Raw genomic sequence first — 24676 nt, 5'->3', positions numbered from 1 at the left:
CCGGGTGGGTCCGGCCGCCGCGGCTCAGGCTCTCGGCCGCTCAGGCGAACACCACGGTCCGGCGCCCGTTGAGCAGGATCCTCCGCTCCGCATGCCACTTGACCGCCCGGGCCAGTGCCTGGCACTCCACATCGCGCCCGACGGCGACGAGCTGGTCCGGGGTCACGTCGTGGCCGACCCGCTCGACCTCCTGCTCGATGATCGGTCCCTCGTCGAGGTCCGCGGTGACGTAGTGCGCCGTCGCACCGATCAGCTTCACGCCCCGCGCGTGCGCCTGGTGGTACGGCTTCGCGCCCTTGAAACTCGGCAGGAAGGAGTGGTGGATGTTGATGATCCGGCCGCTGAGCTGCTTGCACAGGTCGTCCGAGAGGACCTGCATGTAGCGGGCGAGGACGACCAGTTCGACGTTCTCCTCGCGCACGAGGTCCAGCAGCTTCGTCTCGCCCTCCGCCTTGGTGTCCTTCGTCACCGGAATGTGGTGGAACGGAATGTTGTAGGAGCCCACCAGCTCTTCGAAGTCGGTGTGGTTCGAGACCACGCCCACGATCTCCACCGGGAGCGCGCCGATCCGGGCCCGGAACAGCAGGTCGTTCAGGCAGTGCCCGAACTTGCTGACCATCAGCAGGATGCGCATCCTCGCGTCGGCCCGGTTGATCTGCCAGTCCATGTGGAAGGAGTCACCGATCGCGGCGAAGCTCGCCCGCAGCTTGTCCACCGTCACCGGCGCCTCGGCCGAGAAGTGGACGCGCATGAAGAACAGACCCGTGTCGTGGTCGCCGAACTGCTGGCTGTCCTCGATGTTGCAGCCGGTCATGAATAGATAGCTGGACACGGCGTGCACGATGCCCTGCTTGTCCGGGCAGGAGAGCGTGAGGACGTACTGGTCGGCCGGGGCGGCGGCCGCGGACTGCTCGTTCATGCACTACAGGGTCCCATACCGGCCCCGTGCCACGGGCCGCCGTCCGCTACGCGGACCTCGTCATGATCCGCAGCACGTCCAGACTCCGCGGCGGGGCGTCCGGGTCGTCACCGTCACTCGCCGCGAGGCGCAGGTGGGCGTCCCGCGCCGCCCGCACCGCCTCCGGCCACCCGTGGTGGTCGAGGTAGACGGCGACCGGTGCGTCCGGGCCCACCTGGTGCATGATCCGCAGCACCCGCAGCACGGCGGTGTCGACGAGCGCCGCCTCCTGCGAGTCCCGGAATATCGTGCCGACGTACTTCTCCGCCGACCAGCTGTCCAGCCAGGTGTCCTCCACCAGCCGGTACACGGCGTCGGTGACGTCGCCGTACCCGTCCACCCCGGCCAGCCAGACGTCCCGCTGGAACACCGGGTCGGAGAGCATGTGCAGCGCCGAGCGCACATTGCTGCGCCAGCGCCACCACGGCATGTCGTTCAGGGGCATGCCGCCCATGGTGGGGGAGCGACGGCCGCGACGGGAAGAGTTCTCCGAACCTTGCACGGTCATCGATCGTACGTTCCCCGTCACACCGGCCACACCGGCCCCTGCAATTCACCACCGTGTCACCTTCCGTTGACCGAGGGTCACTCCCGGGTTAGCGGTGTGAGGGAATCGTGTGTGCGCATGACCGGCAGGCGACGCACCCGCAGCACCTTCCTTCCCGCACTCTCCCGGCCCGTCAGAGGCACCGCGCTGGGCGCGGGCGCCCTGGCCCTGTGTACGTCGTTCACCGCCGGATGCGGGGTCGTCCCCGGTGCCACGGGGGGCTCCGGGGACGGCCCGGTCAAGGTGATGACCTGGGCGCCGCAGGACACCGACGCCACCAACAAGCCCGGCATGCCCGCGATGGCCCGCGCCTACGCGAAGTGGATCAACTCCCACGGCGGCATCGACGGCCACCGCCTCGAGGTCCTGACCTGCAACGACCACAACGACAGCGTGGGCGCCGCGAAGTGCGCCCGGCGCGCGGCGGCCGAGGACGTGGTCGCGGTCGTCGGCTCCTACAGCCAGTTCGGCGACTCCTACCTCGCCCCGCTGGAAGGCGCCGGCATTCCCTACATCGGCGGCTACGGCGTCACCAACGACGAGTTCACCGGCTCGATGTCGTACCCGGTCAACGGCGGCCAGCCCGCCCTCCTGGCCGGTCTGGGCAGGGCTCTCGCGGACACCTGCGGCAATGTGGCCCTGGTGCGGCCCGACAGCATCGCGGGTGACGAGCTGCCCGCGATGCTCGACTCGGGGCTCAGGGCCGGCGGGCACGCGGACGCCGGCGACCAGCTGGCCGCCGAGGACGCCACCGAGTACGGCGGCCAGGCCGGGCAGGCGCTGCGCTACGCGACCAGGAACGTGACGCACGAGGGCTGCGTGGTGCCCGCGCTGGGGGACCGCACCGACACCTTCATGGACTCCTTCCGGCGGGCCCGGGCGGACTTCCCCGAGGTGCGCACGGCGACCGTGCTCGGCAGCGTCGACCAGACGGTGATCAACGCGACGGGCGGGGCGTCCGGGCCATACGAGGGGGCGTACATCACCGGCTGGTACCCGCCGGCGTCCGACGCGCGCTGGAACGCCATGAAGAAGGTGATCAACGAGGAGGCCTTCGGCGACAACCGCATCGACCCCGCGGACGCCGGGGTCCAGACCACCTGGATCGCCTACACCGTGCTCAAGGCCGTGCTGGAGCGGATCGGCGCCGGTGAGGTGAGCGCCGACACCGTGCGCCGCACCCTCAACGACGACCTGCGGGTCTCCACCGGCGGCCTCACCCCGACACTGCGCTGGCCCTACGAGAGCAAGCTCGCGGGCGTCGGCTTTCCGCGGATGGTCAACGCGAACGTGACCCTCCAGGTGGTCCAGGACGGCAAGCTGGTCGCGGCCCGCAAGGGCATCGGCGGCAGCAACGGGATCGCCGACATGACCCGGACGCTGGAGACCGCGGACGTGCAGTGACCGCCGGACCGTGAGCGCGGAACACGGACGTGCGGTGGAGCGCACGTCCGCGCCGCCGGCCGTCGGCCCGTCACAGCTGGGTGGGCTGGCGCTGGGTCAGGCCGTACTTCGTCGCGATCGCGTTCCACAGCCCCGCCGCCTTCGCCTTCTGCGCGCTGGCGGTGCCGCTCTCCCGGTTGCCGGCCTGGGTCTCGCCGGTGGTGCGGGCGTGGCCCTTCTTGCAGCCCTTGTGGCCGCCCTTGACCTGGCCGGCCCAGGCCGCGTAGTGGTTGTCGGCCGCGGCGGACGCCTGCCAGGCCTTGGTCAGGGCGGCGGTGAGGTCGCCGTTGGCCGGCAGCTTGTCCACGGACAGCTTGCCGAGCCGGGTGACCAGCTGGCCGCGCTGCCTGGCCGCGTCGCGCAGGCTGGCGGCGGCCTGGTCGAGGTTGTCGCACTGCTTGACGTCGGCCACCGCCTGGATCACCGAGGCGCGGCTGCTGCCGCTGTCGGCGAGCAGCTTGTCCAACGCCACCGCCTGCTGCCGGGCGGGGTCGGCGGTGGGTGAGGCGGAGTCCTGGGTGGCCGGGGAGGTGGCGGCGACCGGTTTGCCGTCGTCCTTCGGGTCCGTGCCGCCCCCGCCGCTGAGCAGCGCACCGGCGCCCACGCCGAGGACGGCGATGCCGACCCCGATGGCCGCGATCAGCGGCACCCGCGACCGGCCCCCGTGCCGCCCCTCGTCGTCCGGAGCCGGATCGTAGGAGGACTGCGCCGGGCGGTACGACGACTGCGCCGGGCCGTACGACGACTGCGGCCGGCCGGCGTAGGCGTCCGGCTGCTCGACCAGCGGGAGCTGCTGGGTGGCCCCGGCCGGGCTCTCGCCGCCCGCGGGACCGCTGCGGAAGAGGTTGTCGAACTCGGCCGGCGGCTGCCGGTCCCCGCCCTGGGCCTGGGCGGCATAGGGCGGGATGTACTGCGTGGCCTCCGCGTCGGAATGCGCGGGCCCCGCCTGCTGGGGCGCGTGGCCGAGGTACCGCGTCTGCTCACCGGCGGACTCCGGCGGCAGCGCGCCGGACGCCACCGGGGGGATGTACTGGGTCGCGCCGTCGGCGGACGCGGCCGGCACGGGCGGGATGTACTGGGTCGCGCCCTCGTCCCCGGGCGCGGGGACCGGCGGGATGTACTGGGTGGCTCCGTCCGCCGCCGGGGGCAGCGGGGCGCTCGCGCCCGGGTACGCGTCCGGCACGGCGGGCGGCAGCGGCGCGGCGGGCGCGGCCGGCGCCGGGTACTGCTGCTGGTACTGGTGCTGCTGACCGGGCGCGCCGTAGGCGGGCTGCCGGCCGCCGTCGTAGGCACCGCCGCCGTACTGCTGCTCCTGGCCGCCGGGGCCGTAGGAAGGCGCCTGGCCGCCGTACTGCGGGTCCGGGCCGCCATAGGCGGGCGTCTGGCCGCCGTACGACGGTGCCGGGGCGCCCTCGGGGGGCAGCGGGCCGGGGTTCGCGGCGGGCGCGGGCTGCTGCCCGGGGCCTTCCGGGGTGCCCCACTGCGCGGCTCCGGCCGGGGGCCAGCCCTGGCCCGGCTGGGGGGTCTGCTGCTCGGGGCCCCAGGAACCGCCCCAGGACTGCCCGCCGGCCGGGGCGGCGGGGGCGGGCACTCCCGACATGCCCGGCAGCAGCGGCTCGCCTCCGTCGGAGGGCAGCACGATGCCTTCGCGCGCGGGCCGCGCCGAGGGCTCCTCGCCCTGTCCACTCTGCGTCACCGGGACTCCTACTAATGGGGGACCTTGTGAATCGTCGGCTCACGCTACCGGGTCCCCCGAGCCGGGTGCCACGCAGCTCAGGACGCGATCTTCTTCCCTGTGACAGCGGTAACAAAACCGGCCCGTGATGCGCTGTTCACGGCACCCGGTGCGCATCCGGGTGCCGTTTCCCTCACGTTCACCGGGCCGAGGGGCCGGTGTTCAGGCGGCCTGCTGGAGATCGAGGCGTGCCCCGAACTCCCTTACCACCGCCTCTTCCCGGAAGGGTTCCAGCCGCTGCTGGAGATCCTCCAGGTACTCGGCGCCCCGGTTGGAGCGGAGCGTCTCCAGCAGTTCCACCGCCTTCATGCCGGTGCTGCAGGCCTGTTCGATCTCGCGCTGCTGCACCTGGGCCGTGGCGAGCAGCACATAGCCGATGGCGCGCCGGCGGGCCCGGGACTCGGGATGCCCGGCCAGCGACTGCTCGGCGTACCGGGCCGCCGCCTCCGGCTGCCCGAGATCCCGGTGGCAGTGCGCCAGTTCGTCGGCGAGATAGGCCTCGTCGAAGTGCGCGATCCACACCGGGTCGTCCCCGGAGGCCGCGTCCGCCCCCTCCATCGCCATGGTCGCCCGGCCGCCGGCCGCCTGCGCCGCGCGCGCGTCGCCGAGCAGGGCGTGCCCGCGCGCCTCGGCCGCGTGGAACATCGCCTCCACGCGCGGGGTCACATGCCCGCGCGCCCCCTCCTGCGCCGCCCGCGCCAACTGGGCGATCTCGCGCGGGTTTCCGAGCTGTGCGGCGAGGTGGCTCATGGACGCGGCGAGGATGTACCCGCCGTAACCACGGTCCCCGGCGGCCTGCGCGAGCCGCAGCGACTGGATGTAGTACCGCTGGGCCAGGCCCGGTTGCCCGGTGTCGACGGCCATGTACCCGGCCAGCTCGGTCAACCGGGCGACGGAGGCGAAGAGTTCGCGGCCGACCGCCTCCCGGTACGAGCCCGCGAGCAGTCCGGAGACGACGCTGTTGAGGTAGTGCACGACGACCGGGCGCACATGCCCGCTGCCGTACTGGTGGTCGAGGTCCACCAGCGCCTGGGTCATGGACCGCACGGCCGCCACGTCGGACTGGCCCACGCGCGGGCCCGCCTGCCGGGCCACCTGGGCGTCCGGGGCCGAGATCAGCCAGTCGCGGCTGGGCTCGACCAGCGCGGAGGCGGCGACGGAGGAGCCGGACAGGAAGTCCCGGCGCCCCACGTCGCTGCGCCACAGCTCGCAGACCTGCTCGATGGCCCCCAGCACCGTCGGCGAGAACTGGAGGCCGACCCCCGAGGCGAGGTTCTTGCCGTTGGCCATGCCGATCTCGTCGATCGTGACCGTACGGGCGAGCTTGCGCCCGAGCGCCTCGGCGATGATCGCCGGGGCCCGGCCCCGTGGCTGCTGGCCGCGCAGCCAGCGGGCCACGGACGTCTTGTCGTAGCGCAGGTCGAGACCGTGCTCGGCGCCGCACATGTTGACCCGCCGGGCCAGCCCGGCGTTGGAACACCCCGCTTCCTGGATGAGTGCCTGCAGCCGTTCGTTCGGCTGCCTCGCCACGAGAGGCCTTGCGGCCATGTACTACCCCCTGCGAACCCCTGGAGCGTGAAGTTCCGGCCGGGAAGATCCGGTCGGGACGTTCCGGCCGGAAGGACCGGCCGGGATGATCCGTGCGGGAAGATCACTGCCCAGCTGACCTGCCGTCAATGCGTGACATGTGCGGTTTGCCGGGGTAAAGGCGGATGCCACCCCACCCCTGGCTACCCAACCCACCCCCCGCTTCCTCCCGCGCGCCCCCGCCTGTGCACCCGTGCGCCCCGACTGCCGAATCGATGCTCCTCCCCGGCGCGCGCCAGAGCCGTAACTCCAGGTGAGCCCGGGAGTTGAGTGGAGCGTGGAAAAGACGATCGCGGGCGCCCAGGACACTCAGATTGCCGGTCAGATTCCGCAGCAGCGCGGGGAATCGCTGCTGGAGACCGCCGTACGCTACGCCGAGGAGCGGCACTGGGACGTGTTCCCGGGCGCCTGGCTGGAAGCCGTCGACGGGACGCAGCGCTGCTCGTGCGGCGACGCCTCCTGCCCTGCGCCGGGTGCGCACCCCACGCGCCCCGACTGGGCGACCCAGGCGACCGGCAGCGCGACCGTCGCCCGCCGGATGTGGCAGAAGCAGCCGACGGCGTCGATCCTGCTGCCGACGGGCCGGACCTTCGACGCGATCTCCGTCCCGGAGAGCGCCGGTTTCCTGGCGCTGGCCCGGATGGAGCGCATGGAGTTGACCCTGGGGCCGGTCACTCTGACTCCTGACCGGCGTATGCAGTTCTTCGTGCTGCCGGGGGCGTCCGTGAAGGTCCCGGAGCTGGTGCGCAAGCTCGGGTGGTCGCTGTCGTCACTGGATCTGGTCGCCCTGGGTGAGGGGGCCCATGTGGCCGCTCCCCCGACCCGGTTCGGTTCTCGCGGTGCCGTTCAGTGGGCTTGCCGGCCCACGCCCGCGAACCGGTGGCTGCCGGACGCGGAGGAGTTGATCTCGCCGCTTGCCTACGCGTGCGGCCGGGACCGCTGACGTGCCCGGTTACCCGCGTCCCTGAAGAACCCGCCGTCACCGTACTGTGCATGCATGACCGAAGCTGCGGTACTGGTGCGGGGGCTCTGGAAGCGGTTCGGGCAGCACGTCGCTGTCGGCGGGATCGATCTGGCGTTGCCCGCAGGGAAGTTCATCGGGCTGGTCGGGCCCAACGGGGCCGGGAAGACCACCACCCTCTCCATGGTCACCGGGCTGCTGCGGCCCGACGAGGGGACCGTGGAGGTCGTCGGGCACGACGTGTGGCGGGATCCGGTGGCCGTCAAGGCACGGATCGGGGTGCTGCCCGAGGGGCTGCGGCTGTTCGAGCGGCTCTCCGGGCGGGAACTGCTCGGGTACTCGGGGCGGCTGCGCGGGCTGCCGGGGGCCGAGGTCGACAAACGGGCCACGCAGCTGCTGGACGTGCTGGACCTGGCCGGAGCCCAGCACAGGCTCGTCGTCGACTACTCGACCGGTATGCGCAAGAAGATCGGACTCGCCGCCGCTCTCCTGCACAACCCCGAGGTGCTCTTCCTGGACGAGCCGTTCGAGGGCGTCGATCCGGTGTCCGCGCAGACCATCCGGGGCGTGCTGGAGCGGTACACGGCCTCCGGGGCCACCGTCGTCTTCTCCTCCCACGTCATGGAGCTGGTCGAGTCGCTGTGCGACTGGGTCGCGGTGATGGCGGCGGGACGCATCCGTGCGACGGGAACACCGGCCGAGGTGCGCGGGGCCCACCCCACGCTGCACGGGGCGTTCCTGGAGCTGGTCGGCGCGAGCGGCCGGAACGCCGGCTCCGATCTGGACTGGCTCGGCGGCGGGGCGGCCCGATGACGAGCCCGACGAGCCCGGCCGCCACCCTCGTCCGGCTGAAACTGTCACTGCTGAGGAACGGACTGCGGCAGTCGGGGAGCCGACGGGCCGCGTTCGCCGCCTCGGCCGTTCTCGCGATCCTGTTCGCGCTGTCGCAGCTCCTGGGACTGCTCCTGCTGCGCGGACAGGCACACGCCGACGTGGTGGCCGTGACAGGAACGGCCGTACTGGCGCTGGGCTGGGCGGTACTGCCGCTGTTCTTCCCGACCGGCGACGAGACCCTGGACCCGACCCGGCTGGTGCTGCTGCCGCTGCGCCCCCGGCCGCTGGTACGCGGCCTGCTCGCGGCCTCCCTGGTCGGCATCGGCCCCCTGTTCACACTGCTCCTGCTCGCGGGCTGCGCGCTGTCCCTGGCGCACGGCCCGGCGGGGTACGTCGTCGCGGTCGCCGCCGTCGTCCTCGCCCTGCTGGTCTGCGTGGCACTGGCTCGGGCCGTCGCCGCCGCCAACGTACGCCTGCTGACCAGCAGGAAGGGCCGGGATCTGGCCGTGCTGAGCGGGCTGGTGATCGCGGTCGGAGCGCAAGTGGTCAACTTCGGCGCGCAACGGCTGGGGTCGTCCGGGCTGGGACAGTTGCGGCCGGTCGCGGACGTGCTGTCCTGGGTGCCACCGGCGTCGGCGGTCGGGGCGGTACGGACGGCGAGCGAGGGATCGTACGGCACCGCGGCCGCTCAACTCGGCGTCTCGGCGGCCGCGCTGGGGCTGCTGGTGGCGGTCTGGGCACGGAGCCTGACCCGGTTGATGACCGCGCCCGACGGGTCCACGCTGCAGCCTCTCGCCGCCGGGACGCGGGACCGCGCCTCCTCGGCCGGGCTCGGACGGCTGCTGCCGGGCGGGCGCACGGGCACGGTCACGGAACGCAGCCTGCGCTACATCTGGCGTGACCCGAAGACCAAGGCCGCGTGGGTGACCTCGCTGGCCATCGGGCTGATCGTGCCGGTGTTCAACGCGGTGCAGGGCACGGGATCGGTCTACTTCGCGTGCTTCGCCGCCGGGATGCTCGGCATCCAGATGTACAACCAGTTCGGGCAGGACACCTCCGCGTTCTGGATGGTGGCCACGACCATCTCCTCGACCCGGGACGCCTACGCCGAGCTGCGCGGCCGGGCCCTGGCCCTGCTGCTGGTCACCCTCCCGTACGCCGTGCTCGTGACGGTGCTGACGTCAGCGCTGCTGGACGCCTGGGCGCGGCTGCCGGAGGTGCTGGGGCTGTCCTTCGCGCTGCTCGGGGCGATGCTGGCGACCGGCGCGTGGACCTCGGCCGGCTTCCCGTACTCCGTCCCGCAGGAGGGCCACAAGAACGTCGTCCCCGGGCAGGCGGGCCTCGCCTGGATCTCGGTGTTCGGCGGCATGGTCGCGGCGGCCCTGCTGTGCGCGCCCGTCATCGCCCTCACCATCTGGCTCAACGTGAGCGCGGGCGGCGACACGTGGACCTGGCTGCTGCTGCCGGTCGGGGCGGGCTACGGGGCCGGGCTGACGGTGCTGGGCCTGCGGCTGGCCGCCCCGCGCACGGCGGCCCGGCTGCCGGAGATCCTGGCGGCGGTGAGCAAGGGGTAGGCAACGCTTTTACGGCCCCCCGAAGGGCGCGGGGACCGCGCGCCAGGCCACGACGAACCCCTGGTCGCCGAAGCGCCGGACCGGCGGACGAGCGGGCGCTCAATCCCCGAGCACCGCGTCGAGGAACGGCTCGACGGCCCCCCGCCAGGCCTCCGGCCGGTCGTAGTGGGCGAGGTGACCGGTGTCGGGCACCTCGGCGTACTCACCGCGTGGCAGCACCCGGACCATCTCCTGGGCCTCGGCGCGGCCCAGTTCGCCGTCCAGGGCGCGCACCACCAGGGCCGGGCAGCGCACCTGGGCCAGCTCGTCCCAGTGCGCGTCGTAGACCCAGGTCTCCCTTGACCTCAGCATCTGCTCCGGCTCGAAAACGGGGCGCCAGCCGTCGTCGCACTCGTGCATGACCTCGGCGTAGAAGGCGCCACGGGCCGGGTGGGGGCGCTCCACCCAGGGGTCGTCCTCGCCGAACCACTTGCGGACATCGGCGAGCGTGGCGAAGGGGACGGGCCAGGCCCGGAACCAGTCGGCCCACTCGCGCTGCGAGGCCGCGCCGAGCGCGGAGGCCCGCATGTCGCAGATGACCAGACCGCGCACCAGGTCGGGGCGCTTGGCGGCGAGCTGCCAGGCGGTGAGCGCGCCCATGGCGTGGCCGATGAGAACGGCGGGGGCGAGGCCGAGCTGCTCGATGGCGGCCTCGGCGTCCTCGACGTAGGCCTCGCGGGTGTAGGCGGTCAGTGGGGGCTTGTCGCTCTGCCCGTGGCCGCGCTGGTCGAGGGCGACGGCGCGGTGGCGTTCGGCGAGCCGGCGGGCCGTCGCGGCCCAGTGCGAGGCGCGGCCCATCAGGCCGTGGAGTAACAGCACACCGGGAGCGCCGGGCTCCGGGTCCGTGTGGTCCGGGTCCGTGTGGTCCGGGTCCCTCTTGGGAGGGTCGGCGAACTCCCAGGCGGCCAGCCGCACGCCACCCGCTCCCGTCACGTCGATACGCCGTGCCATGGGCCTGGCACCCCCCAGCTCCGCCTGCCTCGCACCGGTGTTCTGCCGTCGTACTGCCGCCGCACACTATCGAATGGCCATTCGAAAATTCTGTCCCTGCGGACAACAACCCTCATTCGAGTGACACCCCTGAAGGAATGATCGCCGCCACCGAGGGGATCTCTTCTGGCGGGAGGGCGGACCGCTCGGGGAAAAACGGTCCGAGGGGAATGACCCTGGGAGCTCGGGGCTCCGGGTCAGCACAGGGGAGGACAGGCCCCGGCGCCACACGGCGCCGGGGCCCTCGCCTGTCAGCGCTTGGCGACGAACACGTGCGAGGCGACGTCCGCCTCCAGCTCGGCCGCCTCACCGCCGCTGCCCACCAGCACCCCGCCGGCCGACTCCGTCACGCTCACCACGGAACCGGGCTGCACACCCGCCCGCCGCAGCGTGTACATCAGCTGCGCGTCGGTCTGGATCGGTTCGCCGATACGGCGGACGACGACCGTCTTCCCGTCCGTGCCCGGGTCCAGGTCGGCCAGCGAGACCATGCCCTCGTCCAGGAACGGATCGGCCCCGTCCTTCTCGCCCAGCTCCTCCAGGCCCGGGATCGGGTTGCCGTACGGCGACTCGGTCGGATGCCGCAGCAGCTCCAGCACCCTGCGCTCCACGGCCTCGCTCATGACGTGCTCCCAGCGACACGCCTCCGCGTGCACCTGCTCCCACTCCAGGCCGATCACATCGACGAGGAGACACTCGGCGAGGCGGTGCTTGCGCATCACGCGCGTGGCCAGCCGGCGGCCCTCGTCGGTCAGCTCCAGGTGACGGTCGCTGGCCACGGAGACCAGGCCGTCGCGCTCCATCCGCGCCACCGTCTGGCTCACCGTCGGCCCACTCTGGTCGAGCCGCTCCGCGATGCGGGCGCGCATGGGCACGACGCCTTCCTCTTCGAGCTCGAGGATGGTGCGGAGATACATCTCCGTGGTGTCGATCAGTCCGGACATACGTGCCCCTCGATTACCTCTGCCGGCACCCCGGCGCGTGCGCTGGCCCTGGCACCAATTCTGCCGGATCCCACTGACAAGCGGGCGGTACCGGGAAAACGGGGGGCGCCGGCCGACTCGGCCGGCGCGGACAGTATCCCGGCTGCGGGTGCGCGGTGGCCGGTCGCGCCGTTCCCCGCGCCCCTTCAGGACACTCGAGCCGCGGGCCGCCGTGCCGCTGGGCCGGGACCGTGTACCACCGTGGCCGCGGACAGCCGCGCCGGCTGGGCCGGGACGGGTGGGTGCGGCGGCGCCCGGCGGGCGCGGGCGGTCCTGCCCCCGGGCGGCACCGGTGCCGGGCAGCCGAGTCGACACCGGCGCCCGCGAACCCCCGGCCGTATTGACACCGCACTGGTCCAGACCTCACGGTGATCCACGACACAGACGCTGCGAAGGGGCACCGCATGAGCGACGGCACGCCTGCCGACCTGTTCTTCGACGCCGCCATCGGCCTGCTGCAACGGGTCCGCGAGGAGGAGGCCGAGGCGATCACCGCGGCCGGCACCCTGCTCGCCGACACCGTCGCCACCGGCGGCCGCCTGTTCGCCTTCGGCGCCGGGCACTCCTCCCTGGCCGCCCAGGACGTCGTCTACCGGGCGGGCGGTCTCGCCCTGATGAACCTGCTCGCCGTACCCGGCGTCGTCGGCGTCGACGTCACCCCGGCCACCCTCGGCTCCGCCCTCGAACGCGTCGACGGCCTCGCCAGCGCCGTCCTCGACACCTCACCCGTCCGGGCGGGCGACGCCCTCGTGATCATCTCCCTCTCCGGCCGCAACGCCCTGCCCGTGGAGATGGCCCTGAACGCCCGCGCCCTCGGCGTGCGGGTCATCGGCGTGACCTCGGCCGCGTACGCCTCGCAGACCAAGTCCCGGCACGTCTCCGGCACCTTCCTGAAGGACCACTGCGACATCGTCCTCGACTCCAAGATCGCGGTCGGCGACGCGGAACTCACCCTCGACACCATCCCGGCGCCCTTCGCCCCCGCCTCCACCGTCGTCACCACGGCCCTCATGCAAGCCGTCATGGCCACCACCGCGGCCACCCTGGCCGACCGCGGCATCGAGCCGCCGCTCCTGCGCTCGGGCAACGTCGACGGCGGCCACGAGTGGAACGGCCGGGTGATGCGGGAGTACGGCGACCGGATCTTCTACCGCCGCTGAACCCGGCACCCACACGGCACCGACCGCCCGGTGAAACGCCGCCACGGAACGAACGCGGCGGCGACCGGGGCAGCAACCCCTACTCCCCCGCCGCCCCCCGCACCGCCGCCGCCAGATCCAGCGCCGCCGCGATACGCCCCGCCACATCCTCCGCGTAGGCCGTGTCGGACCGTTCGAAGCGGCTGCGGGCCGCCCCCCGCAGGAAAGTCACCACACCCAGCGTCCGCCCCCGGCTGCGCAGCACCGCGCACAGCGCGTGCACCGCGTCCTCGGGCCACTGCCGCTCCAGCGCCCACTCCCGCGCCCGCTCCGCCGGAACCGACCCGACGTCCGCGCGCACGGTCCCGGCCCGCTCCACGCACTGCAGCGCCGGATGCCCCTCCTCGTACCGCACGGGCCACCCGGCCGCCCCGCTGAGCAGACTCGGCCCCGGCGCTCCGGCGGGCGTGGCGGCGAGCCGTACCAGCCGTACCGGACCCGACTCCCCCTCACCTCCCGCGCGCGGGGTGCCCGCCACCCGATCCACGAGCGCGTGGTCGGCGAAGCCGGCGAGGGCGAAGTCCAGATGGACGACGGCCGCCTCCACCGGGTCCTCGCACTCCGCGGCGGCGCGGGCCGCGCGGTGCGACTGGTTGGTACGGAACCGCAGCAGGGCCGCCTCCTGCTCGCTCTGCTTGGCCTCGGTGACGTCCTGGAAGAGCCAGCCGACCCCGAGCGGCACCGGTTCCTCCGCGAGCGGCGAGGCCAGCCGCAGGAACCCGCTCCGCCAGCAGCGCCGCTTCTCGCCCTCCGGGGTGCGCACGGTCACCCACATCTCGGCGGGCGCGGGCGGCGCGCCCTCGGCAAGCACATGCGTGAGCGCGGCCTCCAGCTCCTCCACGCCCCGCGCGACCAGCTCACCGAGTGGCCGCCCCAGCACGGACGTACGCCTGATGCCCAGCGCGCGGGCGGCATGCGCGTTCACCACGGCGGGCCGCAGATCCGCGTCGACGAGCACGACACCCCACGACGCGTCCTCGAACAACGCCTCGCTCAGCGCGATCGACCGCTCCAGGTCTATCTGCGCGTGCACCTCGCTGAACGCGCAGTACACACCCGCAGGCTTCCCGTCGGGCCCGCGCACGGCGGCGGACTGCGTCCGTACGAGCACCCGCCCGCCGTCCTTCGTGACGAGCGCGAACTCGTGCACCTGCCGCCCCGGCGCGGTCATCGCGGACATCAGCCGGGCCTGCACCTCCTCGGCGTCGGCGCTGCGCACCGCCCACCCGGCGAAGCCCTGCCGCCCGACGGCCTCGGCGGCGGTCCACCCGAGGATCCGCTCGGCCTCCCGATTCCAGTGCGTGACCACGCCCTCGGCGTCGAAGGCACACAGAGCCGCGTCCATGCCGTCCAGCAGCGCGGCGAGCAGGTCGGAGCCCCCGGACTCACCGGGCTCGTCCGGCCCCAGCTCATCCGTGGTCCCACTCCGCCGGGAAGCACTCACCTCGACCCCCTGGAGACTGCGTCCGCGCACGTAGGCGCTCGGTTCGCTCACTGGCCTTCATTCAACTCGAACGTGACGCAGCCCACATCATGTTCCCGCAATCTTGCAGGAATCAATGCCGTGCGCCGTCCGGCGAGAGCCGCAGGTCCACCCACTCGTCCAAAAAACACTTGAGCACTCGCGAACGGCTTCCTAGAGTGGCTGTCACTTCGGAGAGGAGGTGGTTCGGCAGATGTATGGATACCGGACGGAAGAGGTGACTGCGGGCTGACGCCCGTCGCCACACTCAGTGCGGTGCCGGACCAGCGTGTGTGAGTGACACGCAGCCGGCCAAACCAACGCAGTCACCCGACCCGCGGGCTGCCGGTACGTCCGGCCGGCTCCTCCCAGAGGACCCAAGCCCGCGGGTCGCCTGCGTTCTACGACACCCCGGAACCGTCGTCCGTCATCCAGGAGCCCTCCGGCGTCACGGGCAGAGCCGCTCCACCCTCCAGGTGCCGTCCGGCCGGGCGACGTAGCGCAGGCGGTCGTGGAGGCGGTTCTGGCGGCCCTGCCAGAACTCGATCGCCTCGGGGGCGATACGGAAGCCGCCCCAGTGCGGCGGGACCGGGACCTGCTCGTCCTCGGGGTAGCGGGCTTCGAGGTCGGCGTACGCGGTGTCCAGCTCGGTGCGGGAGGCGATCACCGTGGACTGGGCACTGGCCCAGGCGCCCAGTTGGGAGCCGTGCGGGCGGGTGCGGAAGTAGGCGGCGGTCTCCTCGCGGCCCGTGCGGCGGGCGGTGCCGGTGACGATGACCTGGCGGGCGAGCGGGTGCCAGGGGAAGAGCAGCGAGACATACGGGTTCTCCGCCAGGTCGCGGGCCTTGCGGGAGTCGTAGTTCGTGTAGAAGACGAAGCCGTCGGTGTCGAACTGCTTCATCAGCACCGTGCGCGAGCTGGGGCGTCCCGAGGCGTCCGCCGTGGAGACGACCATCGCGTTGGGTTCGTAGACCGTGCCGTGGAGGGACGCGCGGGCGGCGTCCTCGAACCAGCGGGCGAACTGGTCCATCGGGTGCGTGGCGAGATCCTGTTCGCTGAGGCCCTCGGCCCGGTACTGCTTGCGCATCGCGGCGGGGTCGAGGACGGGGTCCAGGAGGGGTTCGCGGTCGGTCACCCGGTCATCTTGCCGTATCGAACGCGGCTGGCACTCAGTGTCGCGTGGTCTCCCCAACTGTGGCACCGGGGGTTATCGTGCTGGTTCCCCAGCGGTTTGGGTGACCACCGGCCGATCGGGGCATCACCGGGGTGACCGCCGCCGACACATCACGAGGAGCCGCCTGATGTCCGATTTCGTACCCGGGCTCGAGGGAGTCGTCGCGTTCGAGACGGAGATCGCCGAACCCGACAAGGAGGGCGGTGCCCTGCGCTACCGGGGCGTCGACATCGAGGACCTGGTCGGGCACGTCTCCTTCGGGAACGTGTGGGGTCTGCTGGTCGACGGCGCCTTCAACCCCGGTCTGCCGCCCGCCGAGCCGTTCCCGATCCCGGTGCACTCCGGTGACATCCGCGTGGACGTGCAGTCGGCGCTGGCCATGCTCGCCCCGGTGTGGGGCCTGAAACCGCTGCTCGACATCGACGCCGAGCAGGCCCGCGCGGACCTCGCCCGGGCCGCCGTCATGGCGCTGTCGTACGTCGCCCAGTCCGCGCGCGGGCAGGGGCTGCCGATGGTGCCGCAGCGGGAGATCGACAAGGCGCAGTCGGTCGTGGAGCGGTTCATGATCCGCTGGCGCGGTGAGCCGGACCCGAAGCACGTCGCCGCCGTGGACGCGTACTGGACGTCCGCCGCCGAGCACGGGATGAACGCGTCGACCTTCACCGCCCGGGTCATCGCCTCCACCGGTGCGGATGTCGCCGCGGCGCTGTCGGGTGCGGTCGGTGCGATGTCCGGGCCGCTGCACGGGGGTGCGCCGTCCCGGGTGCTCGGGATGATCGAGGAGATCGAGCGCACGGGGGACGCGGAGGCCTACGTCAAGCAGGCCCTGGACCGGGGTGAGCGGCTGATGGGCTTCGGGCACCGGGTGTACCGGGCCGAGGACCCGCGGGCGCGGGTGCTGCGGCGTACGGCGCGGGAGCTGGGCGCGCCGCGGTTCGAGATCGCGGAGGCGCTGGAGAAGGCCGCGCTGGAGGAGCTGCACAACCGGCGGCCGGACCGGGTGCTGGCCACCAACGTGGAGTTCTGGGCGGCGATCATGCTGGACTTCGCCGAGGTGCCGGCCCATATGTTCACGTCGATGTTCACGTGCGCCCGTACGGCCGGGTGGTCGGCGCACATCCTCGAGCAGAAGCGGACGGGGAGGTTGGTGCGGCCGTCGGCGAGGTATGTGGGGCCGGGTGCGCGTCGGCCTGAGGACATCGAGGGGTATGCGGACATCGCCCCATAGAGGGGGCGGTTCGGAGCGCGGGGGAATGCGGGCCTGTTGTGGCCGGTCGCGCAGTTCCCCGCGCCCCTGACCTCAGGCTGCCGTGAGCAGATCCGCATGGTGCCGCTCCGCCACCAGCGGATGCGCCCTCAGCTTGCCCTTCAGTTCGTTGTAGCCGTACTCCGCGTACAGCGGGTTCGCCGGGTCGTCGGTGATGCCCGGGGCCTGCGGCGCGTGCGGGAACGGCAGCGGTTCGATCCTGGCGTCCAGGCGGGGGTTGTAGAAGAACGGGACCGAGAAACGTTCCGTCGCTTCGGGCGGGCTGACCACGCGGTGGTTGGTGGCGAGGAGGTAACCGTCGGTGGCCACCTCCAGCAGTTCGCCGAGGTTGACCACGAAGGCGCCCGGGATGGGCGGCACGTCGTGGAAGAGGCCGTCCTCGCGCAGGACTTGGAGGCCGCCGACCGTGTCCTGGAGCAGGAGGGTCAGGAAGCCGTAGTCCTTGTGCGCGCCCACGCCCTGGCCGGTGCCGTCGCCCGCGCTGCCGGGGTAGCGGACGAGCTTGAGGTGCGGATGGGCGTGGGCGCCGAAGACCGGGTCGTAGAAGCCGGCCGGGGCGCCGATGGCGGTCAGGAGTTCGCGCAGCAGGCGCTGGGCGACCGCGCTCAGCTTGTCGATCCAGGCCAGGGCCGCCGTGCGCAGTTCGGGGAGCGCGGCCGGCCACTGGTTGGGGCCTTGCAGCCACCAGTACGGGGGCTCGCCGGGGCCGGGGACGCGCGCGGGGCGTTCGGCGCCGATGTCCAGCTGGTCGCGCCAGTCGCGGGCGCCGCCGGTGCGCTCGTCGCCGGTGCGGGTGTAGCCGCGGAAGTGCGGGGAGCCCACGTTGTCGAGGGCGAGCCGGTCGGCCTCGGGGAGGGCGAAGAAGGCGCGCATGGCGGTGAGCAGCGCGTCGGTCTCGGCCTGGGTCACGCCGTGTCCGATGAGCTGGAAGAAGCCGACGTCGTGGGCGGCGCTGTGCAGCTGGGCGTGGAGCAGGGCACGGGCCCGGGGGCCGCGGTCGGCGGCCGACAGGTCGATGATCGGGAGCTGGTCGTACGACGGGGTCGTCGCGCTGTGCGTGGTCATGGTGCGTCCGCAGGGTGTACGGGGCAGGGGTGACCGCCGAGGGGTAGGGCGGCCCCCGGTGCCGGAAAAAGGAGAGAAAAAGGGAGAGAAAGGGGGCTGGGTCAGGCGGTGAAGCGCCGACAGCCCATGCTCGTGACGCGCACGTAGTCCACGTGGCGGCGGCGGACGAGCATCGGAAGCATGCGGCAAGGGTACTGCGCGACCCGGAAAACGCGGGTGGCCCGGTTCACTGCTCCCGGAGTGGGGGCGGCGAGGTCAGAACTTGCCCCAGACGTACGTCGTACGGTGGCCGCCCAGCACCTCGGCGACCAGCGCGCGGAACTCGCCGGTGAACTCGGGCCAGTTCCAGAACTCGAAGCCCAGGTGACCGAAGGCCCAGTAGTCGCCGGCCCAGGTCCAGTCCGGCAGCGGGACGCGGGCGGCGCAGGCGGGACAGTCGACGTCGGCGGCGCCCGTCGCGTGCCAGAGGTCCATGGCCTGGCCGAAGGGTCTCCAGGCCGCTTCGATGGGGGCCCACTCGTCGGTCAGGAGACGGGTGATGGCCGCGCAGCGCGGGCAGCGGGCCCATTCGGCCTCTCCCTGGCCGCCGTGGAAGACGGTGCGCCCGGTGTGCACGGCCAGGCCGTCGTACGGCTTCCAGTCGGCGTCCGACGGGTCCACCGCCTTGTCCCAGTGCGGGCCGGGCGGATGACCGAGCGGCTGCCCGAGGACGCAGTCGGTTCGCTCGGGCAGCACGATGCCCTCGGCGACGAGCCGGTCGAGCACGCGCTGGGCGAGGCGCGGCGCGTGCTCGGCGGTGGCGTCGAGGTCGACGATCGTCTGAAAGGTGTCCCCCATGCCGACGACCGTAGCCGGGGCCACTGACAGTGGCTCAGCCGAGCGCGTTCTCCAGCAGCGCGGCCCACTGGGTGACGACCCGCGCGCGGCGGGCGGTGTCGTCGGTCAGGAGGTTGGCGAGGCCGAGTCCGCGGGCCATGTCCAAAAAGCCCTGGACGGTCTCGCGGACGCCGGGGCGGGACTCGTCGGCGCCGAGGAGGTCCACGGCGATGCGGTGGGTCTCGCGGCCGACGCGGGCCTCCAGCTCGGTGACGCGGCCGCGCAGCTGCTCCTCGTTCGACGCGGCGACCCACAGGTGCAGGGCGGCCCGGAAGAGGGGGCCGGTGTAGAGGTCGACGAGGGCGGCGACGACGGCGCGGCGGTCGGCGGCGCCGTCCGGGAACAGGGTCCTGAGCGCGGTGGAGCGTTCCTCGGCGACGTACTCGACGGCCGCGGTGAACAGGTCCTCACGGGTGGGGAAGTGGTGCTGGGCGGCGCCCCGGGAGACGCCGGCGCGTTCGGCGACCACGGAGACCGTGGAGCCCGCCCAGCCGTGCTCGGCGAGGCAGGCCACCGCGGCCTCCAGGAGCCGCTGCCGGGTGGCCCGGCTGCGGTCCTGCTTGGGTACGCGGTCGCGTTCCGCCGTACTCACACCACCCATGCCGCATCCCGTCTTTCCAGAAACGCCGTCATCCCCTCCCGGGCCTGGTCGGAGGAGAACAGCCGGGCCGAGAGGGCGGTCAGCTCCGCCGCGTCCCGGTCGAACGTCTCCAGCACCCTAGCCGTGAGCAGCCGTTTCGTCTCGGCCAGGGCCTGGGGGGAGGAGCGCCGCAGACCGTCCAGGACGGGCGCGAGGGCTTCGTCCACGTCGTCGGCGGTCGCGGTGAGCAGGCCCGCTCGTACGGCCTCGGCGGGGTCGAAGCGTTCGCCGGTGAGGTAGTAGCGGGCCAGGACGCGCGGGTCGGCGCGCGGCAGCAGCGGGAGGGAGATCACCGCGGGGGCCACTCCGATGCGGACCTCGGTGAAGGCGAAGGTGGCCGCGGTGGAGGCGGCGGCGATGTCGCAGGCGGCGAGCAGGCCGAGGCCGCCCGCGCGGACGTGTCCGGTGATCCGGGCGACGACGGGTCTGGGCAGTTCGACGATCTGCCGCAACAGCCCCACCAGGGCGTCCGGGTGGAGTGGGTCGCGCAGGTCGGCGCCGGCGCAGAAGGTGGTGCCGGTGTGGGTGAGGACGACGGCTCGTACGTCGGGGTCCTTCGCGCAGTCGGTCAGGGCTTCGGTGAGTTCGGTGACGAGTGCCGCGGAGAGGGCGTTGCGGGTGTCGGCGGAGTCGAGGCTGAGGGTTTCCACGGCACGCGTGCGCGTGCGTCCGATCAGTGCGGTCACGGGTGCTCCCTGAGCTGTCGGCGCAGGATCTTGCCGGAGGCGGCGCGGGGGACGGTGTCGGTGAAGGTGACCCGGCGGACGCGTTTGTAGGGGGCGACGCGTTCGGCGACGTACAGCATGATGTCGTTCTCGGTGAGGTCGTCGTCGGTGGGCCGGCGGACGACGAAGGCGTGCGGGATCTCGTTGCCGTCCTCGTCGCGGGCGCCGATGACGGCGGCGTCGGCGATGCCGGGGTGGGTGAGCAGCAGGGCCTCCAGTTCGGCGGGCGCCACCTGGAAGCCCTTGTACTTGATGAGTTCCTTCACCCGGTCGACGACGAAGAGCCAGCCGTCGGCGTCGGTGCGGCCGACGTCTCCGGTGTGCAGCCAGCCGTCGGCGTCGATCATGGCGGCGGTGGCGTCGGGGCGGCCGAGGTAGCCCTTCATCACCTGGGGTCCGCGGATCAGGATCTCGCCGGCCTCGCCGGTGCCGAGGTCCTTGTCGGGGTCGTCCAGGGAGACGATCCGCATCTCGGTGCCGGCGATGAGCCTGCCGACCGTGCCGGCCGGGGCCTGGTGCAGGCGGTCGAGGGGGACGACATGGGTGCCGGGTGACAGCTCGGTCATGCCGTAGGCCTGGCCGATCGGGGGCAGGCCGAGGCGTTCGGAGCAGGCGAGGGCGAGGTGCGCGTCCAGCGGGGCGGCGGCGCTGATGACGTGCTTCAGCGAGGAGAGGTCGTAGTGGGTGACGGCCGGGTGCTTGGCGAGGGCGAGGACGATCGGCGGGGCGACGTACAGGCCGGTGATGCGGTGGGTCTCGATCGCGGCGAGGAACGTCTCCAGGTCGAAACGGGGCAGCACGACCACCGTGGCGCCGCTCCGCAGGGGCGCGTTCATGAGGGCGGTCAGGCCGTAGATGTGGAAGAACGGCAGGACGGCGAGGATGCGGTCGCCGGGTCCGGCCGGGACGGCGGGCTCCAGCTGGGCGAGGTTGGTGGCGATCTGCCGGTGGGTGAGCATCACGCCCTTGGGGACGCCGGTGGTGCCGGAGGAGTACGGCAGCGCGGCGATGTCCTCGGCCGGGTCGATGCCGACACGCGGCTCGGGGGCGGTGGTGGCGAGCAGGTCGGTCAGGGAGCGGTGGCCGGGTGCGCTGTCGCACACGAAGATCTCCCGTACCCCGCCGGCGAGTTCGGCGGCCCTGCGGGCGGACTCCAGCAGCGGGGAGACGGTGACGATCCAGCGGGCCGCGCTGTCGCCGAGCTGCTTGGCGAACTCCTCGGGCGTGGCGAGCGGGTGCACCGTGGTGACGGCGGCCCCCGCGCGCGTGGCCCCGTAGAAGGCGGCCGGGAAGGCGATCGTGTTGGGGCTGTACAGGGCCAGGACGTCGCCCTTGCGCACGCCGGCGTCGGCGAAGGCGGCGGCGATGCGCCGGTGGAACCGGTCCACCTGCTCGTACGTGAGAGTGGTGCCGTCCGTGCCGTCGATCAGCGCGGGCTGCTCGCCGAACTCGGCGGCCCGGCCCAGGACGGCCTCGTGGATGGGGAGTTCTACGGGCGGAACGTCTGCGTACTCGCTGCGGAACACGGTTCCTCCTCGCACGGACAGCTCAGTACGACTTGGGCAGACCCAGGGTCTGGTGGGAGACGTAGTTGAGAATCATCTCCCGGCTCACCGGGGCGATACGAGCCACGCGCGCGGCCGTTATCAGCGAGGCGAGCCCGAACTCACGGGTGAGCCCGTTGCCGCCGAGGGTGTGCACGGCCTGGTCGACGGCCTTCACGCAGGCCTCCCCGGCCGCGTACTTCGCCATGTTGGCGGCCTCGCCCGCGCCGACGTCGTCACCGGCGTCGTAGAGATGAGCCGCCTTCTGCATCATCAGCCGGGCCAGCTCCAGGTCGATGTGCGCCTGCGCGAGGGGGTGGGCGATGGCCTGGTGGGCGCCGATGGGGGCCTTCCAGACCGTGCGGTCGCGGGCGTACTCGATGGCTTTGGTGAGCGCGTAACGGCCCATGCCGATCGCGAACGCGGCCGTCATGATCCGTTCGGGGTTGAGTCCGGCGAACAGTTGCAGGAGGCCGGCGTCCTCGTCGCCCACGAGCGCGTCCGCGGGCAGCCGTACCTCGTCCAGGACCAGCTCGAACTGCTTCTCGGCGGCGCTGAGTTCCATGTCGATCGGACGCTTCTGGAAGCCCTCGGCGTCCGTCGGGACGATGAACAGGCAGGGCTTGAGGCGTCCGGTACGGGCGTCCTCGGTGCGGCCGACGATCAGGACGGCGTCGGCCATGTCCACACCGGAGATGAAGACCTTGCGGCCGGTGAGGAGCCAGTCGGTGCCGTCTTTGCGGGCGGTGGTGGTGATGCGGTGGCTGTTGGAACCGGCGTCGGGTTCGGTGATGCCGAAGGCCATGAGGCGGGTGCCGTCGGCGATTCCGGGAAGCCACCGCTGTTTCTGGGCCTCGGTGCCGAAGCGCGAGATCACCGTGCCGCAGATGGCCGGGGAGACGACGAGCATGAGGAGGGGGGAGCCTGCGGCGCCCAGCTCTTCGAGAACGATGGAGAGTTCGGCTATGCCGCCGCCTCCGCCGCCGTGTTCTTCCGGCAGGTTGACGCCCAAATAGCCCAGCTTGCCCGCCTCGGACCAGAGTTCGGTGGGGTGGCGGCCCTCGGCGACGGTGCGGGCGATGTAGTCCCGGCCGTAGCGCTTTCCGAGAGCGGCTACCGCGGCTCGTAGTGCCTTGTGCTCTTCGGACTCGATGAGGGTGGTCATGCGATTCCTCCGGGTGCGGCTTGTGTGTGGTTGCTCGCGCAGTTCCCCGCGCCCCTAGGACTGGCTGCTCTCGACCACCGCCAGCAGCGTGCCCATCTCCACTTGCTGTCCAGGGGTCACCGGGAGGGCGGTCAGCGTGCCTGTGGCCGGTGCCGAGATCTGGTGCTGCATCTTCATGGCCTCCAGCCAGATCAGGGGCCGGCCCGCCTGCACGGTCGCCCCCTCCGACAGGCCCTCGGCGACGCGGACGACCGTGCCCGGCATCGGGGCGAGCAGGGAACCCGGCGCGAGCTGGGCGACCGGGTCGGGGAAGCGGGGCAGGGCGGTCAGGGCGGTGGTGTTGACGTAGACCTGGTCGCCGTAGCGCGCCACCTGGAACTTGCGCCGGACTCCGTCCACTTCCAGGATCACCAGACACGGGTCCGCGTGCACGACCCGGACACCGTCGGCCGCGAGGCCCTGCCGGGTGTGCCGATAGTGGACCTCGCACTCCTCGCCCGCCAGCTCATACCGCTTGACCTGCGGTTGTGACGGCACGTTGCGCCAGCCGCCGAAACGGGAGCGGCCGTGGGCGTCGGCGAGGGCCGCGGCGAGGGGAGCGTACGGATCGGGGGCGGGCCGGGTGAGTTCGGCGAGGTGGCGGTCGTAGAAGCCGGTGTCCATGCGGCCGCCGACGAATTCGGCGTGCCGCAGGGAGCGCACCAGCAGGTCGCGGTTGGTGACCGGGCCGTGGATCTGGGCCGTCTCGAGGGCACCGGCGAGTTTGCGGAGCGCCTCCGCGCGGGTGGGGGCGTGGGCGACGACCTTGGCGAGCATCGGGTCGTAGTGCACGCCGATGGGGTCGCCGTCGGTGTAGCCGGTGTCCAGGCGGACGCCTGCCGGCAGGGCGAGGCGGTGCAGGGTGCCGGTCTGCGGGGCCCAGTCGCGGGCGGGGTCCTCGGCGTACAGGCGGGCCTCGACCGCATGCCCACGCGCGCGGGGTGGCTCGGTGCCCAGCGGCCGGCCTTCTGCGACGCGGATCTGTTCCGCGACCAGGTCGATGCCGAAGACCTCCTCGGTGACGGGGTGTTCGACCTGGAGGCGGGTGTTCATCTCCAGGAAGTGCGCGCGGCCGCCGGCGACCAGGAACTCGACCGTGCCGGCGCCGACGTAGGAGACGGCGCGCGCGGCGCGTACGGCCAGCGCGTACAGCTCTTCGGTGAGTGCGGCCGGCAGGCCCGGCGCGGGGGCTTCCTCGATGACCTTCTGGTGGCGGCGCTGGAGGGAGCAGTCGCGGGTGCCGAGGGGCAGGACGGTGCCGTGGGTGTCGGCGAGGATCTGCACCTCGACGTGGCGGCCGTGCTCGAGGTATGGCTCCACGAAGACCTCGCCGTCACCGAAGGCACTCGCGGCCTCGGCGCGCGCGCCCTCCAGGGCGGCGGGCAGCTCATCCAGGCGGCGCACGATCCGCATCCCGCGCCCCCCACCGCCCGCGGCCGCCTTCACCAGGACCGGCAGGCCGGCCTCGGTGACGTCGGCCTCGCGGAGGGGGGCGAGGCCCATCAGCTCCTTGGCGCGGGTCTTGGACGCCATGGCCTCGATGGCCTCCGGGGGCGGGCCGATCCAGGTCAGGCCAGCGTCGATGACGGCGCGGGCGAAGCCGGGGTTCTCGGACAGGAAGCCGTAACCGGGGTGCACGGCGTCCGCACCGGCGGACAGGGCGGCTTTCACGATCAGGTCGCCACGCAGATACGTCTCCGCCGGCGCCCCGCCCGGCAGCCGTACCGCCGTGTCGGCCATGCGCGCGTGGAGCGCGTTCTCGTCGGCGTCCGAGTGCACGGCGACGGTTCGGATTCCCAACTCACGGCAGGTGCGGAAGATCCGGCAGGCGATCTCGCCCCGGTTGGCGACAAGGACAGAACTGATCAC

Annotated in this window: 21 protein-coding genes; 6 read left to right on the top strand and 15 right to left on the bottom strand. The window is 72.6% G+C overall.

Annotated features, from left to right (window positions below; all coding sequences use genetic code 11):
* Positions 1 to 40 precede the first annotated feature (40 nt).
* Both purU and AC07C1_RS15510 read right to left on the bottom strand, forming a co-directional pair.
* On the bottom strand, positions 41 to 919 hold the full coding sequence (gene purU / locus AC07C1_RS15515) for a formyltetrahydrofolate deformylase (RefSeq protein ID WP_478939193.1): 879 nt from the start codon (positions 917 to 919) through the stop codon (positions 41 to 43).
* 46 nt (positions 920 to 965) lie between these two features.
* Positions 966 to 1466 (bottom strand): SCO4402 family protein, encoded by a 501-nt coding sequence (locus AC07C1_RS15510; protein ID WP_478939192.1) that lies wholly within the window; start codon positions 1464 to 1466, stop codon positions 966 to 968.
* 117 nt (positions 1467 to 1583) lie between these two features.
* On the opposite strand from AC07C1_RS15510, the gene AC07C1_RS15505 reads away from it, so the two are divergent.
* Positions 1584 to 2909 carry an ABC transporter substrate-binding protein gene (locus tag AC07C1_RS15505; RefSeq protein ID WP_478939191.1) on the top strand — a complete coding sequence of 442 codons (1326 nt, stop codon included), beginning with the start codon at positions 1584 to 1586 and terminating at the stop codon, positions 2907 to 2909.
* 70 nt (positions 2910 to 2979) lie between these two features.
* On the opposite strand, the gene AC07C1_RS15500 is transcribed toward AC07C1_RS15505, so the two are convergent.
* Positions 2980 to 4644 (bottom strand): hypothetical protein, encoded by a 1665-nt coding sequence (locus AC07C1_RS15500; RefSeq protein WP_478939190.1) that lies wholly within the window; start codon positions 4642 to 4644, stop codon positions 2980 to 2982.
* Between the two features lie 201 nt (positions 4645 to 4845).
* Positions 4846 to 6231 carry a transcriptional regulator gene (locus AC07C1_RS15495; RefSeq protein ID WP_478939189.1) on the bottom strand — a complete coding sequence of 462 codons (1386 nt, stop codon included), beginning with the start codon at positions 6229 to 6231 and terminating at the stop codon, positions 4846 to 4848.
* 316 nt (positions 6232 to 6547) lie between these two features.
* On the opposite strand from AC07C1_RS15495, the gene AC07C1_RS15490 reads away from it, so the two are divergent.
* The 3 genes from AC07C1_RS15490 to AC07C1_RS15480 are packed head-to-tail and all read left to right on the top strand — an operon-like array spanning position 6548 to position 9639.
* Complete coding sequence (locus tag AC07C1_RS15490; protein WP_478939188.1) at positions 6548 to 7213, top strand: bifunctional DNA primase/polymerase; 666 nt, start codon at positions 6548 to 6550, stop codon at positions 7211 to 7213.
* Positions 7214 to 7267: 54 nt separating this feature from the next.
* Positions 7268 to 8044, top strand: a complete 777-nt coding sequence (locus AC07C1_RS15485; protein ID WP_478939187.1) for an ABC transporter ATP-binding protein — start codon at positions 7268 to 7270, stop codon at positions 8042 to 8044.
* Positions 8041 to 9639, top strand: coding sequence for a transporter (locus AC07C1_RS15480; RefSeq protein ID WP_478939186.1), 1599 nt, complete (start codon positions 8041 to 8043; stop codon positions 9637 to 9639). Before AC07C1_RS15485 ends, AC07C1_RS15480 begins: the two co-directional genes overlap by 4 nt.
* A 99-nt stretch (positions 9640 to 9738) precedes the next feature.
* On the opposite strand, the gene AC07C1_RS15475 is transcribed toward AC07C1_RS15480, so the two are convergent.
* Both AC07C1_RS15475 and AC07C1_RS15470 read right to left on the bottom strand, forming a co-directional pair.
* Positions 9739 to 10629 (bottom strand): alpha/beta fold hydrolase, encoded by an 891-nt coding sequence (locus AC07C1_RS15475; RefSeq protein ID WP_478939185.1) that lies wholly within the window; start codon positions 10627 to 10629, stop codon positions 9739 to 9741.
* A gap of 290 nt (positions 10630 to 10919) precedes the next feature.
* Positions 10920 to 11612, bottom strand: a complete 693-nt coding sequence (locus AC07C1_RS15470) for an iron-dependent transcriptional repressor DtxR (RefSeq protein WP_116150442.1) — start codon at positions 11610 to 11612, stop codon at positions 10920 to 10922.
* Between the two features lie 443 nt (positions 11613 to 12055).
* Here AC07C1_RS15470 and AC07C1_RS15465 point away from each other — a divergent pair, with 443 nt between their 5' ends.
* On the top strand, positions 12056 to 12811 hold the full coding sequence (locus AC07C1_RS15465; RefSeq protein ID WP_478939184.1) for an SIS domain-containing protein: 756 nt from the start codon (positions 12056 to 12058) through the stop codon (positions 12809 to 12811).
* A 79-nt stretch (positions 12812 to 12890) separates the two neighbouring features.
* Here the strand turns inward: AC07C1_RS15465 and AC07C1_RS15460 are convergent, their stop codons facing one another.
* Together AC07C1_RS15460 and pdxH are read right to left on the bottom strand one after the other, a co-directional pair.
* Positions 12891 to 14294, bottom strand: coding sequence for a PAS domain-containing protein (locus AC07C1_RS15460; RefSeq protein ID WP_478939449.1), 1404 nt, complete (start codon positions 14292 to 14294; stop codon positions 12891 to 12893).
* Positions 14295 to 14760: 466 nt separating this feature from the next.
* Positions 14761 to 15447 carry a pyridoxamine 5'-phosphate oxidase gene (gene pdxH, locus AC07C1_RS15455; protein WP_478939183.1) on the bottom strand — a complete coding sequence of 229 codons (687 nt, stop codon included), beginning with the start codon at positions 15445 to 15447 and terminating at the stop codon, positions 14761 to 14763.
* Between the two features lie 166 nt (positions 15448 to 15613).
* Here pdxH and AC07C1_RS15450 point away from each other — a divergent pair, with 166 nt between their 5' ends.
* Positions 15614 to 16714 carry a citrate synthase 2 gene (locus AC07C1_RS15450; RefSeq protein ID WP_478939182.1) on the top strand — a complete coding sequence of 367 codons (1101 nt, stop codon included), beginning with the start codon at positions 15614 to 15616 and terminating at the stop codon, positions 16712 to 16714.
* A gap of 72 nt (positions 16715 to 16786) precedes the next feature.
* On the opposite strand, the gene AC07C1_RS15445 is transcribed toward AC07C1_RS15450, so the two are convergent.
* The 7 genes from AC07C1_RS15445 to AC07C1_RS15415 form a co-directional block, all read right to left on the bottom strand.
* Positions 16787 to 17818: an isopenicillin N synthase family dioxygenase gene (locus AC07C1_RS15445; RefSeq protein ID WP_478939181.1), complete on the bottom strand. Its 1032-nt coding sequence runs from the start codon at positions 17816 to 17818 to the stop codon at positions 16787 to 16789.
* A gap of 255 nt (positions 17819 to 18073) precedes the next feature.
* The gene (locus AC07C1_RS15440; RefSeq protein WP_478939180.1) at positions 18074 to 18655 is read right to left on the bottom strand and encodes a hypothetical protein; all 582 of its coding nucleotides are present in this window, start codon (positions 18653 to 18655) and stop codon (positions 18074 to 18076) included.
* A gap of 34 nt (positions 18656 to 18689) precedes the next feature.
* Complete coding sequence (locus AC07C1_RS15435) at positions 18690 to 19295, bottom strand: TetR/AcrR family transcriptional regulator (protein WP_478939179.1); 606 nt, start codon at positions 19293 to 19295, stop codon at positions 18690 to 18692.
* Positions 19283 to 20020 (bottom strand): enoyl-CoA hydratase family protein, encoded by a 738-nt coding sequence (locus AC07C1_RS15430; protein WP_478939178.1) that lies wholly within the window; start codon positions 20018 to 20020, stop codon positions 19283 to 19285. The genes AC07C1_RS15435 and AC07C1_RS15430 overlap by 13 nt, the downstream gene beginning before the upstream one ends.
* Complete coding sequence (locus tag AC07C1_RS15425; protein WP_478939177.1) at positions 20017 to 21585, bottom strand: 4-coumarate--CoA ligase family protein; 1569 nt, start codon at positions 21583 to 21585, stop codon at positions 20017 to 20019. Before AC07C1_RS15425 ends, AC07C1_RS15430 begins: the two co-directional genes overlap by 4 nt.
* A gap of 22 nt (positions 21586 to 21607) precedes the next feature.
* A complete protein-coding gene (locus AC07C1_RS15420; RefSeq protein ID WP_478939176.1) occupies positions 21608 to 22768 on the bottom strand; it encodes an acyl-CoA dehydrogenase family protein in 1161 nt (386 codons plus the stop codon).
* Positions 22769 to 22822: 54 nt separating this feature from the next.
* Entirely contained in the window at positions 22823 to 24676 is a 1854-nt protein-coding gene (locus tag AC07C1_RS15415; RefSeq protein ID WP_478939175.1) for an acetyl/propionyl/methylcrotonyl-CoA carboxylase subunit alpha, read from the bottom strand.

The organism is Streptomyces sp. NPDC045022 (assembly GCF_056432605.1).
Note: the sequence above shows the minus strand (reverse complement) of the source record. Positions and strands in the feature narration are given on the sequence as shown.